The sequence below is a fragment of the Aestuariibaculum marinum genome (assembly GCF_014596975.1).
GTDB lineage: Bacteria > Bacteroidota > Bacteroidia > Flavobacteriales > Flavobacteriaceae > Aestuariibaculum > Aestuariibaculum marinum.
Map to the genome: position 1 here is coordinate 757331 of NZ_JACVXD010000001.1, position 13037 is coordinate 770367.

The 13037-nt window shown below is 35.8% G+C and carries 10 protein-coding genes; 2 read left to right on the forward strand and 8 right to left on the reverse strand.

The features are described 5' to 3' along the window. Nucleotides 1-7 precede the first annotated feature (7 nt). Complete coding sequence (gene mnmA / locus ICJ85_RS03405; RefSeq protein WP_188222357.1) at nt 8-1195, reverse strand: tRNA 2-thiouridine(34) synthase MnmA; 1188 nt, start codon at nt 1193-1195, stop codon at nt 8-10. A gap of 234 nt (nt 1196-1429) precedes the next feature. On the opposite strand from mnmA, the gene ICJ85_RS03410 reads away from it, so the two are divergent. Continuing rightward, entirely contained in the window at nt 1430-2404 is a 975-nt protein-coding gene (locus ICJ85_RS03410; RefSeq protein ID WP_188222358.1) for a fasciclin domain-containing protein, read from the forward strand. 78 nt (nt 2405-2482) lie between these two features. On the opposite strand, the gene ICJ85_RS03415 is transcribed toward ICJ85_RS03410, so the two are convergent. From ICJ85_RS03415 to ICJ85_RS03425, 3 genes are all read right to left on the reverse strand, one after another. Continuing rightward, on the reverse strand, nt 2483-3154 hold the full coding sequence (locus ICJ85_RS03415) for a toxin-antitoxin system YwqK family antitoxin (RefSeq protein ID WP_188222359.1): 672 nt from the start codon (nt 3152-3154) through the stop codon (nt 2483-2485). A gap of 140 nt (nt 3155-3294) precedes the next feature. After that, on the reverse strand, nt 3295-5190 hold the full coding sequence (yidC, locus tag ICJ85_RS03420) for a membrane protein insertase YidC (RefSeq protein ID WP_188222360.1): 1896 nt from the start codon (nt 5188-5190) through the stop codon (nt 3295-3297). An 81-nt stretch (nt 5191-5271) separates the two neighbouring features. After that, nucleotides 5272-6912 carry a CTP synthase gene (locus ICJ85_RS03425; RefSeq protein WP_188222361.1) on the reverse strand — a complete coding sequence of 547 codons (1641 nt, stop codon included), beginning with the start codon at nt 6910-6912 and terminating at the stop codon, nt 5272-5274. A 315-nt stretch (nt 6913-7227) separates the two neighbouring features. On the opposite strand from ICJ85_RS03425, the gene ICJ85_RS03430 reads away from it, so the two are divergent. Then, on the forward strand, nt 7228-7623 hold the full coding sequence (locus tag ICJ85_RS03430; RefSeq protein ID WP_188222362.1) for a hypothetical protein: 396 nt from the start codon (nt 7228-7230) through the stop codon (nt 7621-7623). Here ICJ85_RS03430 and ICJ85_RS03435 read toward each other — a convergent pair. The 4 genes from ICJ85_RS03435 to ICJ85_RS03450 form a co-directional block, all read right to left on the reverse strand. Then, nucleotides 7613-7843 carry a DUF3820 family protein gene (locus ICJ85_RS03435; protein WP_188222363.1) on the reverse strand — a complete coding sequence of 77 codons (231 nt, stop codon included), beginning with the start codon at nt 7841-7843 and terminating at the stop codon, nt 7613-7615. The two genes, ICJ85_RS03430 and ICJ85_RS03435, sit on opposite strands and share 11 nt — an antisense overlap. Nucleotides 7844-7855: 12 nt before the next feature. Next, on the reverse strand, nt 7856-9787 hold the full coding sequence (locus tag ICJ85_RS03440) for a PBP1 and LysM peptidoglycan-binding domain-containing protein (RefSeq protein WP_188222364.1): 1932 nt from the start codon (nt 9785-9787) through the stop codon (nt 7856-7858). A 277-nt stretch (nt 9788-10064) separates the two neighbouring features. After that, a complete protein-coding gene (guaA, locus tag ICJ85_RS03445; protein WP_188222365.1) occupies nt 10065-11600 on the reverse strand; it encodes a glutamine-hydrolyzing GMP synthase in 1536 nt (511 codons plus the stop codon). A 60-nt stretch (nt 11601-11660) separates the two neighbouring features. Further along, entirely contained in the window at nt 11661-13034 is a 1374-nt protein-coding gene (locus tag ICJ85_RS03450) for a pyridoxal phosphate-dependent decarboxylase family protein (RefSeq protein ID WP_188222366.1), read from the reverse strand. Nucleotides 13035-13037: the final 3 nt, after the last annotated feature.

Sequence of the window (13037 nt, forward strand, 5' to 3'; positions counted from 1 at the left end):
CTGCAATTTACGAAATTACCCCAGAACCTACCAACTCATCCTTTAAATACCAAGCCACGAATTGCCCCTCAGTAATTGCCGATTGAAATTCTTCAAACTCAACATACAGTCCACTATCAACTTTATGTAATGTAGCTGTCTGTAACGGCTGTCTGTAACGAATACGAGCCATCACCTCCATGGTTTCATCGGTTTTTAAAGCTAAATCTTTACGAATCCAGTGTAATTCCTCATTGGAAACAAATAAGGCTTTTTTTAATAACCCTGGATGCGTTTTACCTTGACCTGTATATATCACATTTTCATCTACATCAGTATCAATTACAAACAATGGTTCAACTGTACCACCAACACCTAAGCCCTTACGCTGCCCTTTGGTAAAGTAATGTGCGCCTGGGTGCTTACCAACCACTTTTCCGTAGTCTACTTTATAATCTAATTTACGAGATAAAAACTCGAGTTTCTCTTCTTCAGACTGAAACTCTGGTATCTCCTCATTGAATATTGGTTGCTCTTTTGGCACTTCTACAATAACACCTTCTTTAGGTTTTAATTGCTGCTGAAGAAAATCTGGTAGCTTCACCTTACCAATGAAACATAATCCTTGTGAATCTTTCTTTTCTGCAGTCACCAAATCTAATTTGGTAGCGATTTCACGTACCTGAGGTTTTGTTAACTCCCCAATTGGAAACAGCGATTTTGCCAACTGCTCTTGCGACAGCTGACATAAGAAATAGGACTGATCTTTATTACTATCTACTCCGGCAAGAAGTTGGTAAACTTCTTCTCCATCCTTTTCAATGGTGCCTTTTCTACAGTAATGTCCGGTTGCCACATAGTCTGCACCTAAACCAAGGGCGATATCCATAAAAACATCGAACTTAATTTCACGGTTACATAATACATCTGGGTTTGGCGTACGACCTTTTTCATATTCCTGAAACATATAATCGACAATGCGCTCTTTATACTGTTCGCTTAAATCGACCGTTTGAAAAGGAATGCCTAATTTCTCTGCTACAAGCATGGCATCATTACTATCGTCCAGCCAAGGACATTCGTTAGATATGGTTACAGAATCGTCATGCCAATTCTTCATAAACAAGCCAATAACTTCATAACCTTGCTCCTGTAATAAATACGCAGCAACGCTTGAATCTACACCACCAGAAAGCCCTATAATAACTCGTTTCATTCGTTTTTTAAATTAACTTATAATATACAAGGTTGAAAACCCATTAAAATCATTTACAAAAAATGAAGGCACAAAGATACGCATAATAATCAATTTCTTTACCCAATTATTATACTCATGAAGTCTGCGAAAAACCATTTTGTTTAATCTTTAAAACAAAATATTAAACTAGATTAACATTTTTTGTTTAATTATTTCTTAAATTTGTTAAACAAACAAAAAATCCTAACGAAAATGAGAAATTTAAAAACATTAAAAGTACTTATGTTATTATTGGCTGTTGTGGTGTTTTCATCGTGTAGTGACGACGATGATGATAACATTCAAGAACCATTAAACATCGTTGAAATTGCTCAGAACACACCAGAATTAAGTCTTTTGGTTCAAGCAGTTATTCAAGCCGATTTAGTAGATGCTTTATCTGCAGATGGTCCAATGACCGTGATGGCACCAACAAACACTGCCTTTTCAGCATTTTTAACTGCCAAAGGGTTTGCTAGCTTATCGGAAGTTCCGAACGATGTTCTAACGCAAATTCTATTAAACCATGTTATAGGTGGAGCAAATATTACGTCTTCTGCCCTAATAGGAAACATGGGATACACGAACACTCTTGCCGATGGACCAAATAGCACAAAATTAAGTTTGTATTATGACGGCACATCAGGAGTGATGTTTAACGGTAGCTCTTCGGTTATAGTTCCAGATATTGTTGCTTCTAACGGTATTATTCATGTTGTTGATGCTGTAATAGATTTACCAACAATCGCTACCTTCGCGACATCGAATGCAGCATTATCGACACTAGTTGATGTTTTAGCTTACGCAGATACCGGAACTCCGACTGTACCATATATTGAAACCGTATCCAACTCAGAAGCTGGACCTTTCACAGTTTTTGCACCTACTAACGATGCTTTTACTTCCTTGTTAGACTTTTTAGAAGTTTCTGCTCTAACCGATATTCCAACAGAAACTGTTGATGCCGTGTTATTACATCATATTGTAAATGCGAACGTACAATCTTCACAGTTGGTGAGTGGCACAGTCTCTACAATTGGAGGTGATATTACAGCTGACGCTTCTGCCTTTACCTTAACAGATGCAAACGGTCGTGTGAGTAATATTGTAACATCGTTAGTCGATATACAGGCCACCAACGGTGTTGTTCACGTGATTGACAATGTGATACTTCCTGATTTAAACTAGTACAATTTGATTAATAGATGAGATAATACAACATATTATCAAGAAAAAGCTCCTTCGTAACGAAGGAGCTTTTGTATTTTAATCGAAATTCTTTTGTTCTTTTAAAGCACCGTTTTCGTAATACTTCCAAACTCCAGATTTTTGCCCGTTCTTGAACTGCCCTTCTACTTCCGGTGTACCATCTAAAAAATAAACCACATACTTACCATGCATTTCTCCATTTAGGTAATTAGCTCTACTAATTAACTTATTATTCTCTGCATAAGAAAACGACTCTCCATCAAGTTTACCTGCCTTATAGGTTTCCTTTTCAGCCATATTACCATTATTATAATAAACAATACGCTCGCCATCCAATGCTCCTTTAGAGTTATAATGCTCCAGAATTAAAAGATTATCGTTATTTTTTTGATAATATTTCCACTCTCCAATATAGAGTTTACCATCCATTTTACCCTCGCTAATCACTTTTCCGGTAGAGGCATAAAACTTTACTTCTGCAATATTTTTTTCAGGATTGAATTGTTTAGTCGCAGTTAGAACCGCTCTGCTTCTAATGTTTTTGTAAAATTTAAAAAGACCTGTTTCCTTACCATGGTTAAATTCACCTTCGTAGCGCAACACATTAGTATCTTCAAAATTTTTCTTCCAGATACCATCGCGTTTACCATTGGCATCGAACTGATTTATGCTTTGCGCAGAAACAATTGAGGTTAAAAGCAAACCTAAGATAGAGTGTAATAATTTCATAATTCTAAATTTAATTATAGTAGATTTTGGGGTTATTGAAATAACTACAAAAAAACGAAAGTATTGTTTTTGCTCTTATTATCAAACAAAAAAAGCTGCCATAAAATTATGACAGCTTTTCAAAATATCTATACAAATGATTATTTACGTTTTTGTTGCATTTGCTTTTGTTTTTCAGCTTCCTCCATCATTTGCTTCATCTTTTGCTGAAAACGGTTCTCCTTCTTAGGCTTCTTCTTATTTTCTTGAATCTGAGCATGAATTTTATCTTCATCAAGAATATAATTTTTAATCACTAAGATAATTCCAATACTAATTAAGTTAGACACAAAGTAATATAAACTTAATCCTGACGCATAGTTATTAAAGAAGAATAACATCATGATTGGTGAGAAATACATCATATATTTCATCATTTTACCCATGTCCGGCATACCTTCCTGCTGTGGTTGTGTTGCCACTTGCTGCCCTGTAGTTAAACGCATATAGAAGAAAATTGCTATAGACGCTAACAACGGGAATAAACTTACGTGATCTCCATAAAATGGAATCTTAAATGGTAATTCTAAAATCGTATCGTAAGACGATAAATCCTCTGCCCAAAGGAAACTTTTTTGACGTAAATCGAAAGCCGAAGGGAAGAACTGGAATAACGCATAGAATACCGGTAACTGAATTAACGCTGGTAAACATCCTGCCATTGGGCTTGCGCCTGCCTTAGTTTGTAAGGCTAAGGTTTCTTGTTGCGCTTTCATTTTATTGTCCTTGTACTTCTCGCGAATAGCATCTAATTCTGGTTTTAACACCTTCATTTTTGCCTGAGACAAGAATTGCTTGTATTGTACAAACGACATGATTAATTTAATCGAAATCGTCATCACGATAATAGCAATACCATATGGTAAGAAGCTACTTAAGAATGCGAAGAATGGTATGAATAAGTAACGGTTAATCCATCCGAAAATCCCCCAACCAAGCGGTACGATTTCATCTAAATTTCTATCGTATTGGTTTAAGATTTTATAATCTGTTGGTCCGTAGTACCAATCCATCGACTGGCTTAACTCACCACCTTTAAGTTGTAAAGGCATTTTAGCAGTAAATGCTTTGGTGTAAACCGTATCGATATCTTCGTTTTGTACTAAATTGCGAGACTCTAAACTTGCCATTTTTATTGGCTCGTCTGATAATAAAATAGACGTAAAGAAATGTTGTTTAAACGCCACGTAGGTTAAATCTTCAGCTGTATCTTCACTTAAATCACGTTGTCCTAGATAATCATCTTTACCATCTTCGTATTCGAAAACCACTTCGGTATAACGATTATCGTAAGAAATACTCTTAGCCTGACGATACGTTTTTAAATTCCAATCTAAATTAATATCCTGAGAACCATTAATAACTTCACTTAATCCTTGAGAACGGATGGTGAAATTCATCATGTAATCACCTTCTTTTAACTCATAACGGTACTCTAAATACTTAGATTCTGATACTTTCAGTTTCATAGAAACCACGGTAACATCACCATTTTTAGTAATAGTTGGAGCAAAAAGTAAATCTTTAGTGTTTAATATTCTGCTGTCGGTTGTTCCGAAGTTGATATTAAAAGAGGCATTGTTATCTTTAATTAAGTAGATAGGATTTCCTTTAAAATCTACAAACTCCTTTAATCTAACTTCTGAAAGATATCCGCCTTTGTTACTGAATTTTAAAGCTAATAAATCGCTTTCAACTAAAGTTTCTTCATTAGAAGTATTAGCTGCAGAATAAGCGAAAGCACCTAATTTATTTTTTAATGCGATTAACTTTAAAGAATCTGAAGCTGATGTTGCTGAAAAATCTTCTGCAGCTTCAACAAACGAAGCTTCCTTTTCTTCTGCTTTTTTCTCAGCGGCTACCTGTTCTTGCTTTGCTTTTTCTTCTGCTTCAAGTTCTTCTGGCGTTGGCTGGTTTTTCCAAAGCATGAACATTAAAATTCCGAAAATAAGTATAAAACCTATTATAGAATTAAGATCTAATTTTTTTTCTTCCATGAATTCTGTTTGTATCTAGATAATATTAAGATTGTTGGTTATTACAACTTCACAACCTTATAGCAATAAGCTATCCAAATATTATTTTTGTGCCATTCTGGCACTTGATGTCTTCTTTTTATGGTTTAAAGCAGCTTTTACAAACCCTACAAATAATGGGTGAGGATTTGCAACGGTACTCTTATATTCCGGGTGGTATTGAACACCAACAAACCAAGGGTGAGTCGGGATTTCAACGATTTCTACCAATCCTGTTTCTGGGTTTAAACCTGTAGCTTTCATGCCTGCTGCTTCAATAGCTTCTTTGTAATCGCCATTAAATTCATAACGGTGACGGTGACGTTCTGAAATGTGTTCAGATTTATAAATATCACGAACAATACTTCCTAATTTCAAGTCACAATCCCAAGCTCCTAAACGCATGGTTCCCCCTTTATCGGTAATGGTTTTTTGATCTTCCATTAAGTCAATTACAGGGTTTGTAGTATTAGGATTCATTTCTGTAGAATCGGCATCGTTTAATCCAAGTACGTTTCTTGAAAATTCGATAACTGCCATTTGCATTCCTAAACAAATACCAAAGTAAGGCACATTGTTTTCACGTACATATTGAACAGCATCAATTTTACCTTCAATACCACGCTCACCAAATCCCGGCGCCACAAGAATACCATCTAAATGTCCTAATTTAACATCTACATTATCCTTATTAATGTATTCTGAATGTACCGACTCTACATTTACTTTTACTTCGTTTGCAGCACCTGCATGAATAAAGGCTTCTAAAATCGATTTATAAGAATCTTGTAATTCTACGTATTTACCAATTAAACCAATGGTAATTTCGGTTTTTGGATTTTTAAGACGCGTTAAAAATTCGTTCCATTTAGAAATATCCGGGGTATCGCTTTGTAATCCTAATTTTTTAAGCACTACACGATCTAAACCTTCTTTCAACATTAAGTTTGGAACATCATAAATGGTAGACGCATCAATAGATTGAATTACCGCTTCTTCTCTAACATTACAGAACAATGCCAGTTTACGACGAATATCTGATGGTAAATCGTGTTCTGTTCTACAAACTAAAATATCAGCCTGTACTCCACTTTCCATTAATGTTTTTACACTGTGCTGTGTTGGCTTTGTTTTTAACTCGCCAGCTGCTGCTAAATATGGTACTAAGGTTAAGTGAATAACAATACCGTTCTCTTCACCTAAATCCCAACGTAACTGTCGCACGGCCTCTACGTATGGTAAAGACTCAATATCACCTACGGTACCACCTATTTCTGTAATAATAATATCGTAATCTCCAGAGTTCCCTAAAATCTGGATACGTTCTTTAATTTCATCTGTAATATGTGGAACAACCTGAACTGTTTTTCCTAAAAACTCGCCGCGACGCTCCTTTTGAATCACGCTTTGGTAAATTCTTCCAGTAGTAACGTTATTTGCCTGGCTAGTAGGTACGTTTAAAAAACGCTCGTAGTGACCTAAATCTAAGTCGGTTTCAGCACCATCTTCCGTTACGTAACACTCACCGTGTTCGTAAGGGTTTAATGTTCCTGGATCGACGTTAATGTATGGATCTAATTTTTGAATGGTTACCCTGTATCCCTGGGCCTGTAATAGCTTTGCTAGAGATGCTGCTATAATTCCTTTTCCTAATGATGATGTAACTCCTCCGGTTACGAAAATGTATTTTGCTGTACTTGTCATGATGCGCTTATAAACGCAGGCAAATTTACAAAATTTAAATAGTTATTACCGAATAGTTTTTTAGTTATTTAACAGCTTATTATTAACAGTAAAAAGAAACCGAATTTCTATTAAACTAAAATCTGATTAAAAATTGTAACAATATTTAAAGGATGCTTAAAATTTAAAGTTGAAAAGCATCAAATTCACATAAATTTAAACATTACAATAACTTAACACACTTATTAGCAACGCTTTAATTGAAAAGAATTATTTTTACAAAACGACTTGTAACCTACTTATTATCAATTGGAAACAACAAAAAATTCAAAACTCATGACAATTGAAAGCACTGAAATCTTTTTAAAAAAGTTTGGTTATAACTTCACTCGTAATACAAATGAATTAATGGTGGCCATGCCTTTTTCGCAATCTATATCATTAGATTTTTCGCATGATGAAACCCTTAACATAACGAATAGATTAAATACCTGGAATTACCTGACAGGATTTATAAAGATGGAGTTGAAACACGCCTTTATTCTAAACCTTATTTTAGGAGTAGTGTTTAGTATAGGATTATCGTTTTACGATTTAAAAATAGGCTTGGCAGTATTTATCGTGTCTGCATTATGGTCTATTTTATGGGCATTAAATTATAAAGCAAGAAGTGAACGCTTCAAACAATTTTTGTTAAAATGGAGTCAGCAGTACTCTAATGTTACGGTTTAGGGTACTGCTTTCTTATGTTTCGGATTAATTCTTCTAATCCGTTAAGTTTTAATTCATACACCTGCGTAAGCATATCGCCTAGTTTTCCTTTCGGAAATCCTTTTTGGTGATACCATACAATATAGTGTTCTGGCAAATCAATTAAATAACGGTCCTTATACTTACCGTAAGGCATCTTGGTATGCGCTAAGTCAATTAAAAACTTGTTATCAGTAAGCATAAAACCTGAGGATTACTCTACAACAATAATATTTAAATTATCGTACTTCACAACATAAACCGCATTGTTATAGTACCCACCAACAAGTTCCTTATTATAAGCAAACTTATTTTCTACATATTCTGTAAGCGGTGACTGGTTAACCGATGTATATAAATTTTCTGAAGTTACCAATCGTAATACCACATCCATTGTTAAGTCGAACCCTTTTACGGCACGTTTATTAGGAGTAATACCGTATTGTTTTTCGTAAGCCTTCACGAAGGAGTTATTATCAATTTCATTGTAACTTTTCGCTGCTGTTGCAAAATGAAAATGAAGGTTAGATAATTGATCGTTAGACACCTCGTCTCCTTCAAAAGCATTGTTAAAGTTTGTTGTTACCAAAGTAATTTCAATTGGTTCAACACCATTCTTTGGTGCTTCCTTTTGGTTTAAAGAGTTTAATAATACGGTAACATTCGATGCAAAACCTTCATTTTGCGTTTCTAAAAACACGTAGTTTTTACCCGGTTTCAATACACTTTGAATATCATCTACCATTACGTAATTAGCATCTCTTCCTTCTTTATCTTTTCTTGAGTAAACCAATCTGGCGTATGTAAACTCGCTCTTTAACTCGTTTGCGATTGCGGTATTTTTGACATCTGAAATAACCACTATATTTTTTGCTGTTGAATCTGCTTTAACGTAGTTTACTATTTTAGATTTCAGTAATTTATCAGAAGGTCTCGACTGAAACACATTATCGTATAACCTTAAATCTGTTCCTATTGGAGAAACAATAGGTGTTTTATAAGGTCGTAATTCAATCGCTGCCTTTTCAAAGGTATTCGATGTTAATGGACCGATAACAGCATCAACCGTTTCAAAATCGTTGTTATTTATAATTCTGGCCACCTCACTAACTTCATGTTTGGTATCGAAAATATCTACCTTTAACGAAACACCTAGTTTTTTTAAAGAATCAACCGCCATTAAAACTCCCGAATGAAAATCTAATGAGGCATTTAAATACGGATCGTTTTTAATGCTGCGTTTGGTATCTGCTACCGAGTCGTAATCCACACGATTTAATCGAAACGGCAACATGACTGCGATGTGTTTGGTGCTAAAATCGGAAATCCTATTCGTTAAATCTACTCGGGTTAACCCATCTGCCGATTCCCCACTCAACGACTTAGAATAAGGTACTTTTAAAATCATACCTTCTTTAAGTCCGGTTTCTTTCAGTCCTGGATTTAAGGTTTCTAATGCTTCCTGATCTAATCCTAATTTTATGTTTAAGCGATAAAACCCTTCTTTAGGTAATACTTTATAATAACTGTATTGCTCGTCGATTGTTTTTTGTTCCTTATTTTCAATGTTTGGAACATATACCTGTTGCCCAACCTGAAGCGAATCACCTAAATTAGGATTCAGTTCTTCAAATTCTTTTAAAGTGATACCAAACTTATACGCCACTCGCCATTTACCTTCCTTAGGCTGTACGATATAAGTGGTCACGGCATCGTTTTCTTTTTCTTTTCTTGTTATTTTATATACCGGAATTTGCAGCTTATCCCCTTTTCGTAAAGGTTCGGCATATAAAAATTTATTATGTTTTTTTATTTCATCTTCGGTAACATCATACTCTTTAGCTAAACTATATAACGTTTCCCTTTTGCTTACACGGTGCGGTTTAAACCCAACCAACTCTTTAGTCTCTAAAACCTCTGGTTTATTAGCCTTAGAAATTGGTATTATTAATATCGTATTAGGTTTTAATTCCTTCTTCGCGTCTGGGTTAAGCGCATATATTTGAGATGGCGTTACATAATATTGCTTCGCAAGTTCCTCTACAGTTTCACCTTTTTTAACCTGATGTGTACTAAAATTTTGTGCGTTTGCTGTATTTATGCCAAATAACACTGCAAAACCTAAAACGGAAAGATGTTTAAACATTTACTCTATTTTTATTTTGTTAAGGATAAGTACCTTTATTTAGATACACTATTTTTCTTTTTAGTCACATATAATATGCCAAAATTGAAAACCAGTGATTAACAATATTATATAAAACTCTTATTATATACGTTTAGTATTTAAAAATAAGATACCGCTAAACTAAAAATATTGTTTGTAAAAATGACAAACTACTGAAAAAATTAATGGTTTGTATCGAATTAACAAACGTAACCCAATACAAACCATTTTATCTAGTTTTTATTCGATATGAGAATTACTCCCACTCTATAGTTGCTGGTGGTTTTGAGCTAATATCATATACAACTCTATTTACACCTTTCACTTTATTTATAATCTCGTTTGATGTTTTTTGTAAAAACTCGTAAGGTAGATTCACCCAATCGGCAGTCATACCATCCGTACTTTCCACAGCTCTAAGCGCTACACATTTTTCGTATGTACGCTCATCTCCCATAACACCTACACTGTTTACAGGTAATAACATCGCTCCTGCTTGCCATACCTGATCGTAAAGTCCCCATTCTTTTAATCCGTTAATGAAAATCGCATCAACTTCTTGAAGAATACGTACTTTTTCAGCAGTGATATCACCTAAAATACGAATACCTAAACCTGGTCCCGGGAATGGGTGACGTCCTAATAACTCAGGGTCGATACCTAAAGTAGCCCCAACACGTCTCACCTCATCTTTAAAGATAGCACGCAAAGGCTCAACGATTTTAAGTTTCATAAAATCTGGTAAACCACCTACGTTATGGTGACTCTTAATTGTAGCTGAAGGTCCGCCAGTAGCAGAAACACTCTCGATAACGTCTGGGTAAATGGTGCCTTGCGCTAACCATTTTACATCGGTTAATTTATGAGCTTCATCATCGAAAACTTCGATAAATGTTTTTCCAATGGCTTTACGTTTTAACTCAGGATCTTCAAGACCCGCTAATGCAGCAAGAAAACGCTCTGAAGCATCTACTCCCTTAACATTAAGCCCCATACCTTCGTACTGATTTAATACGCTTTGGAATTCGTTTTTACGTAATAACCCGTTATTTACAAAAATACAATACAGGTTCTTGCCAATGGCTTTATTTAAAAGTACTGCAGCTACTGTAGAATCTACTCCACCAGACAACCCAAGTACCACTTTGTCATTTCCAACTTTTTCCTGAATCGCTTCAACTGTTTCTTCAACAAAAGAATCCGGTGTCCAGTCTTGGTTTACTCCAGCAATATTTACCAAAAAGTTTTGTAATAATTGCTTACCATCGGTTGAATGATACACCTCAGGGTGAAACTGAATAGCATAAGTTGTTTCGCCTTCAATTTTGTAAGCCGCATTAGTTACATCATTTGTACTGGCTATTAAAACACCATTTGTTGGTAATTCTTTAATAGTATCACTGTGGCTCATCCAAACCTGACTTCCTTCATTAATTCCCGCAAAGAATTCTTCGTCAGATTTTATAAAAGAGAGATTAGCGCGACCGTATTCTCTGGTGTTTGAAGGCGCTACATTTCCACCTGAAAAATGTGCTAAATATTGTGCCCCGTAACAAACAGCTAACATAGGCTTTACACCTCTAATACCGTCTAAGTTTGGGTGTAACGCGTCTTCCCCTCTTACAGAATTAGGACTCCCCGAAAGGATAACTGATTTGTAAGACGCTAAATCTTCTGGGATTTTGTTGAATGGATGTATTTCGGAATAGATGTTGAGTTCTCTTACTCGACGTGCAATAAGCTGTGTGTATTGCGATCCGAAGTCTAAAATTAATACCTTATCGTGTTGCATGCGCAAAAATAATAATAGATTTTATAATGACAATTAGGTGTCTGCTTTTTTTTAAATTAATTAAGCCATTGTTTCCAATATCATCTCAATATCACGCTCGGTGGTATCAGGATTGATGAAACAGAAACGAGAAACCGTTTCGAAACCATCACCAGTTTTCCATTTAGTAGGTGTTACCAAAGCGAACCCTTTTTTATGATTATCGTAGGTCCAGTTGGTGTAATCCTGAGGTTTCCAGCCTTTTCTACGGTATAATACACAAGATAAACTTGGCTCTCTTACTAATTCTAAATACGGGCTTTCTTCTATCATTTTACCAGCAATTTGTGCCAGTTCTACACCACGTTCTACCGCTTCTTTATACTTATCTGTTCCGTGCATAGCTAAGGAGAACCATAAAGGCAACCCTCTAACACGTCTGGTTAACTGTATTTGGTAATCGGTTGGATTAAATCCGTGAGCGCCTTCATCTTTAAAGATATCTAAATACGAGCCTTGTTGCGAGTGGGCTTGTTTTGCTAATTCTGGCTCCTTATAAATTACTGCTCCACAGTCGTAAGGAGAGAATAACCATTTATGTGGATCTATAGTTACACTATCCGCCTTATTAATTCCAACAAATAAATGCTTAACAGAATCGGCTAATAAAGCCCCCCCACCATAAGCGGCATCAACGTGAAACCATAAATTTTCTTCTGCACAAATATCTGCTATTCCATCTAAATCGTCTACAATACCCGCATTGGTTGTTCCTCCGGTACCAACAACTGCAAAAAGTCGCTCGCGTTCCATTGGAGATAAACCATCGATAGTCGCCCGTAATGCTGAGGCCTCTAAACGGTCTTCTGTATCTACTAAATGCACATCGATGTCTGCCACTTTTGCCATCGCTTTAACCGATGAGTGCGCCCCGATAGATGTGATGATTAATCCTTTTTGTCCTTTATGCGTTGTATCGTTAGTACGCCAATTTTCACGTGCCGTAACAATTGCAGAAAGGTTAGCCGATGTACCTCCACTAGTAAAGACTCCAAAAGCGCCTTCCGGCATGCCCGTTAAAGACACAATCCATTTCATGGCTTCATTTTCACAAAATATCCCTCCTGCACCTTCCATCCAGTAAGCCCCATGAATACTTGATGCTGCCGTAATTAAATCGAACATAATAGCCGCTCTGGTTGGCGACGCTGGTACAAACGCCAGGTTTCTCGGGTGATCTACCGGTACATTTGCCTTAGATAAGTGCTCTTTCCATAAGTTAAAGGCATATTCTCCACCAACACCTTTTTCGGTAATGGTTTCTCCTACTAATGCTTTTAACTCTTCATACTTTTTAGGTTTCCCAATAGGGTGCTCAACTTCTGATACTCGTCCAATGACATATTTCATGACGTCTAACGTCATTTCAATAAGTCCCATGTCAATTTTATGCATGCT